Source organism: Pseudomonas sp. ICBG1301 (assembly GCF_016918385.1).
Classification (GTDB): Bacteria; Pseudomonadota; Gammaproteobacteria; order Pseudomonadales; family Pseudomonadaceae; genus Aquipseudomonas; species Aquipseudomonas palleroniana.
On sequence record NZ_JAEKGB010000020.1, the window covers coordinates 1 to 5,576 of the forward strand.

The 5,576-nt window shown below is 52.7% G+C and carries 6 protein-coding genes; 1 reads left to right on the forward strand and 5 read right to left on the reverse strand.

Going from position 1 to position 5,576, the window contains the following annotated elements; genetic code table 11:
* Positions 1–208 precede the first annotated feature (208 nt).
* Together JBE38_RS27455 and JBE38_RS27460 are read right to left on the reverse strand one after the other, a co-directional pair.
* Positions 209–2,335 (reverse strand): TonB-dependent receptor, encoded by a 2,127-nt coding sequence (locus tag JBE38_RS27455; RefSeq protein WP_205345595.1) that lies wholly within the window; start codon positions 2,333–2,335, stop codon positions 209–211.
* Between the two features lie 93 nt (positions 2,336–2,428).
* Complete coding sequence (locus JBE38_RS27460) at positions 2,429–2,818, reverse strand: DUF2946 domain-containing protein (RefSeq protein WP_060757161.1); 390 nt, start codon at positions 2,816–2,818, stop codon at positions 2,429–2,431.
* A gap of 93 nt (positions 2,819–2,911) precedes the next feature.
* On the opposite strand from JBE38_RS27460, the gene JBE38_RS27465 reads away from it, so the two are divergent.
* Positions 2,912–3,349 carry a DUF3995 domain-containing protein gene (locus JBE38_RS27465; RefSeq protein ID WP_060757160.1) on the forward strand — a complete coding sequence of 146 codons (438 nt, stop codon included), beginning with the start codon at positions 2,912–2,914 and terminating at the stop codon, positions 3,347–3,349.
* Between the two features lie 620 nt (positions 3,350–3,969).
* Here the strand turns inward: JBE38_RS27465 and JBE38_RS27470 are convergent.
* The 3 genes from JBE38_RS27470 to JBE38_RS27480 form a co-directional block, all read right to left on the reverse strand.
* Positions 3,970–4,284 carry a contact-dependent growth inhibition system immunity protein gene (locus JBE38_RS27470; RefSeq protein WP_205345596.1) on the reverse strand — a complete coding sequence of 105 codons (315 nt, stop codon included), beginning with the start codon at positions 4,282–4,284 and terminating at the stop codon, positions 3,970–3,972.
* A gap of 131 nt (positions 4,285–4,415) precedes the next feature.
* The gene (locus JBE38_RS27475) at positions 4,416–5,075 is read right to left on the reverse strand and encodes a hypothetical protein (RefSeq protein ID WP_143038217.1); all 660 of its coding nucleotides are present in this window, start codon (positions 5,073–5,075) and stop codon (positions 4,416–4,418) included.
* 2 nt (positions 5,076–5,077) lie between these two features.
* Positions 5,078–5,576 (reverse strand): RHS repeat-associated core domain-containing protein (locus JBE38_RS27480; protein ID WP_151152638.1); only part of this gene is annotated, 499 nt, incomplete at its 5' end.

The window sequence follows — 5,576 nt, forward strand, 5'->3', positions numbered from 1 at the left end:
AGGGGACTCTTGGTTCCAGGGCATGATCAGTTACCTCCTGATCATGCGTATTAGCCTGTAAACCATGTCCCCGGTTAGAAATGTAAACGATGTCCCCGGTTTGTACCGGGGCGAGCCCGCTCACTACAGATGATGTGTTCTACATCCCACCCTTTAACTGGCTGGCATTAGGGCAAGCCCCCTCCCACATGTTGATTACATTGCAGGTTCAGAACCGGGTTTGCACTGCCAATTCGAACGTGCGTGGCGCCCCCAGGTAATACGCCGGCGATACATGGGCAAACTCGGCATATACCTCATTGGTCAGGTTGCGCACCCGGCCGGTCACCGAGGTATGGGCGTCCACTTTGTAGCGCAGGAATGTGCCGAACAACGTATAGGCCGGCACCGTGAGGGTATTGGCGTTATCCGCATACACCTCGGCGACGTACCGCGCATCCACACCGCCTTGCCAAGCCTCGGCAAAATCATAAGTCAGCCACAGGTTACCGACGCGCTTGGGCACGTTGGTCGGCGTGTTGCCCTTGCGCGATACCACCGCACCGCTGGCAAGTTTCTCATTGAAGTCATCGTACTCGGCATCCACCCAGGCAAAGTTGCCTTCCGCCAACAGTCGGGGCGTGATGCGCAGTGAGCTGGCCAGTTCGATGCCTTTGGACGATTGCGCTCCCACCGGAATGCTGTTGTTCGGATCCAGCGGGTCGGTGACGGCGAAATCCTTGCGCTCGATCCTGTAGGCGGCAACGGTGGCCGAGCCGCGACCGTCCAGGTAGTCGAACTTGCTGCCGACCTCCCACTGCCGGCCGGTGGACACATCGAAGACTTGGGTGGTGGTCGATGGTTGCTCGGCCGCCGTGCTGTATTGCACGTACACATTGGCCGACGGGATGAACTGGTAAGTCAGGCCGACGCGGCCGGTCACTGGTTCCCAGCGGCGCTTGAAGTGACGCGGGTTGGTGGCCGTTATCTCGCGGTGGTTGGTCACGTCGAGGTCGATGGCGTCGTAGCGCAGGCCCGTCAGCAACGAGAGTTTATCGGTGAGGCCCAGGCGGTTTTCCGCGAACAGTGCCTGGGTCGTCACTGCATTGGTCTTGTCCGGTACGAACCCTGGCCGGGTGCCCGGGATGTCGTAAAAGTGCCCAGGGTCGTAGTGGTTCGGGTCGACCGTGCTTTTACCTGGTACGTTCAGCGGGTGGTTGGTGGTGCTGTTGACCTTGTATTCAAAACCGCCCGACCAGGTGGTCGAAAGCCCCCACAACGTATTGTCATGACGCAGTTCGAACTGGTTGCCGTTCTGCTCACCCTGGTGGCGCACCTGATACGCGGTCGAGCGATTCACGGCGCTGTTGTCGGCGTTGTATTGGTAAGTTTCCAGGTTTCGATAGTCGCGCTGGCTGTCCAGATGATAGAGGGTGTTCTTCAGCGTGGTGTTGTCGTTGATCCGGTAGTCGATGATCGAGCGCGCCCAGATCGTGCGCTGTTCGTATCGGCCATCGGCGACGTTGTAATTGTTGAAGCGGTTGTGCCGGTCGATCTTCAATTCGCCGGCCTTGGGGTTGAGCACCGGCGTGCCCCAGTAGGGGCTGTCCTCATGCTCATCCTGGTATTCCAGCGCCAGGGTGTGCGACAGGTTGGGCGTCAAGTCGCTGAGCACGGAAAACGCCAGGCTCCAGGCGTCGCGCTGGTCGCGGTCGATGTAGCTGTGGTTGGTATTACGGCTGACGTCCAGGCGTGCGTAATGCTGCACCTCGGCGCCGGGTTCGGTCAGGGCGTGGTTGAGGCCCAAGGCCATACCGGCGGTGTCGTAACTGCCGTAGGTGAGCTGGCCTTCAGCCGCCTGTTCTTCGCGGGTTGCCAGTTTGGTCACATAGTTCAACGAGCCGCCCACGGAGCCGGCACCGTTGATCAAGGAAGAGGGGCCGCCGACGAGCTCGACCCGGTCATAGATCCAGGCATCCACTGGTCGCGCCAGGCCGGTGGCGACGTTGATACCGTTGAACATCTGGGTGATCTGGCTGCTGGTAAAGCCCCGATAGGACACAAACCCACCAAACCCCGGCGGTGCGCTGGCGTTGACGCCGGGCAGGGTATTAGCCGCATCGCGGAAGGTCTTGGCGCCATGGCGCTCGATATCATTGCGATTGGCGATGGCCACCGACGCCGGGGTTTCCCGCACACTCAGGCCAAGACGCGACGCCATGCCGCTGGACTGATCCAGCGCCAGGCCAGGCTCGGTGCTTTGTTCACCATCAATGGTGGTGGGGGCCAGTTCAAGTGCCCAGCCACAGACAGGCAGGCAGCCGAACAGGCCCGCCAACAGGGGTAAATGTTTCATGGTTGAATCCTGAAAAACTCAGCTTGAAAACAACGCACAGCCGCCCGTAAACCCGAGGGGAACGGTGAGCGGTGCAGATCGGAAAGCGAAGGATCAGGCGACAGCGGGAGGCGCGCGTGGGTGAGCCGTGGGCCAGGTGAAGCGGGCAGGAACGTCAGCAGCAAACACCACAGCCGCAGGCGGCGCATGCGGTTGTGGCAACACGGCCACATTCAAATGGGTGTTGAGCGCAGGGCCCATGCCGCCGGTGGAACACAGCGGGCAACCGAACGCCTTGGACAGCGTCGGCAGGTTCTCGTCAGTGGACCGGGTTGGGGTGGGGGCCTGAGTGCGCGGGTCTACCGTACAGAACTGACCGCCGATGCCGTTGAGCTGCATCCCCAGCATCTGCCCATGGCCAATACTGCAGGCGAACACATTGAACAGGACGCAGCAGTAGAGCATCCAGGCAATGAGCGAGCGGTCGGTACGGGCGAGTTTCATGGGGCGGCACTTTACCATCAGCCGCCGACGAAATGCCTACAAAAAATCCCAGGGCGACTATCCTGAATCGCACATTTTTGGAGAGAGCCGGCCATGAGCTTTTTCATCGCGCGATGGATCGTTGGCGTATTTACCTGCATCAGCATGGTGCATTTGTACTGGGCCGCCGGTGGCAAACTCGGCATGCTCGCTGCCATTCCTCAACTGCCGGGCGAATTCGCCAGCGGGCCGAGGCCGGCGTTCAAACCCTCGGCGCTGGCCACGTTCCTGGTCGCGATGGGGCTGGTGGCGATTGCGCTGCTCGTGTGCTTGCGGGCCGGGCTGTACTTTTCGCCGGTGTCCCATGGGGCGTTGCAGTGGGGCATCAGCGCGATCGCCGTGGTCATGTTTGCCAGGGCGATTGGGGACTCGGAACTGGTGGGTTTTTTCAAGAAAGTGGGCGGGTCGAGGTTTGCACGGTTGGATACGTATGTTTATTCGCCGTTGTGTCTGGTGCTGGGGGTGGGGTTGTTGGTGGTGGCGTGGGGGTGATGGGGGCGACAGGTTTCGCTTCTTACGATGCTCACTCAGTGCGAAGAGTTGCGAAGTCCAAGTGCCCCTCGAAGGAGATACACGCAATCCAATCAATTGCCTCCGTCACAATGTAGGTGTGTTGAGGTAGTTCGGAAAAAATTCTGAGTGCGTGGATTTGATGTCCATGGTTTAGGCCCAAATTACGCAGTCATGGTCGTCCATATGTACTAGAAATGTAAGCTGGTTATCGGTTATCCAAAATGGATATCCAGTTGTTTCACCCAAAATAGAGGCGATATCTTGTGCACTGCTGACTTTCCAAGCTCGGTATGATGAGTCGAAAACCAGCAAAATCAGATTTTTTTTGTGAATGCGATTTTCTATCTCCCTCCAGAAGTTAGGGTTGTGCTCTGTTTTTTTTCATTCAGGATTATTGCGTCAAGTACGTTGCTTTGTGATTTGAAGAATTTTTTTGTCAGTGATTTTATCAAGTCAGTGAGTTCCGCCTCCTCAAGCTTCTTTGAGTCTATTTTCAAGGTTTTAAAAGCGTTATCGATTTCATCTTCAAGATAGTCGATTTGATAAATAACCTCGTTCATTTTGTTATGAGCCCTTTTTCGATTTAAAAATAATAGTGTCTATTTAGTGATTTTAGGTGAGTGTTTATCGAGTTTTCTGAATATATGATTTAGCCATAATGTCCCTGAGGGCCATTTGTGAGGGTAATAGTAGCCGCACCCAATTTCCAAGAATAGAAGGTTTTGGAGTTGTGGCTCGGGTAAATTGGCGAATATTAATTTGGCAAGTTCTAGTTTTGTCAGCTCTATTGTTTCTGCAGGTGCTTCCGATAGGTAATTCGCGATTACTTCGTCTGCATTTGAGTATTCATCAACCCAATCTTGATTAAAGTAGCCAGATAAGAATTGCTGTAGTTTTGGGTAGTCTTTATTCATGGGTTTGGATATCCGGTATGAATTCTTTAGCTGTCAGGCCTTCTTGTGTCTTTTTGTTGATAAGATAAATTTCTGTTCTTTGATGGCGTCAGTTGAGTGAAAAATGAGGCAGATATTATTTAATATTGTTTTTATTTATTTTGAATTCTCGTTTGACCATTGATATGATAAAAAACCTCCTCAGGAATTATTTTTTTAATTTTTGCTTTTTCTAGTGCTGACGCGATTTCGTTTGTATGCTCGGACGATAAATAAAACTGGGCTGCGACGTGTGTTTCGTTATCGTAAAATCTAGATAGAATTGTAGCTTTATTCTCGCTTAGGAATATTTTGATTTTTATAGATGTAATACTGCTTTCAAATACCGTCATGCTCGTCCAGAAGTCACTTGTTTCAGTGCGGGTCTTTTGAAGTGCTATAAAAACATCTTGTGATCCTTCTAGAGCTCGGTTATCTATTTTTTGTGGGTCACTCGGAAGATTTTTGACAATTGAATATACATTGCTGGTGTTGTTTTTTTTGAGTAGAGCATCGTTATTTAGCTCTAGTGATAAGTTTTTTTTCAGTAGGTATTCTTCGGTTTTTGAGTTGAATTCTGCTCCGCCTATCGATCGCCACTCGCGCTTTGTTAGCCAATGATTTGATAGGGTTTCTGTGATGGTGCACCAAACTTTCCAAGTGTTTGAAAAGTCAGGGCTAATTAAGGTTACCGTTGTAAATGCAAGGTCATTTATTGGGTGTGTGCCTTCCCACGGTTTGATCCCTAGCTCATTTATGTAGGCTGTTTTCATGTCTATCTCTTGAAATACGTGTGGGAGTCATCACCAATTTTCAAAGGAACCTTGATGTCTTTTATTGTGTTTTTAGTGTTGAAATGTGGGCCGTGGTTTCCCTCCGAATGACCTAGCGAATGTTCATAGATTTTGGTGATGTGATCTTTTCTCAAGCTAAAAACGTATACCCGACCCATGATATGTCGATCTTGGTCACGAATTCGCTCCCGATAGATTTCTTTTGGCTGTGTAGTCTGTGGGATACCACCAATTTCTTTGGCTCTTCTAAATGCTCTGTTTCTCGAAAGCGTGCTGTCAAATCCCTTGGGCGGAACGACATCTCCTTCATTTACGTTAACCTTTTTTTCCGGCTCTTCGATGCGATGTGATGGTTTGCACCCATCCCCACCAGGACACGTGCTCAACCCGAGCGGATCCACCCACCCCGTAGGATTCGGCACATACTGGTACGCATTGATCCCACCCGCCAGCTTCACCGGATCCGGCGTCAGGTACCGA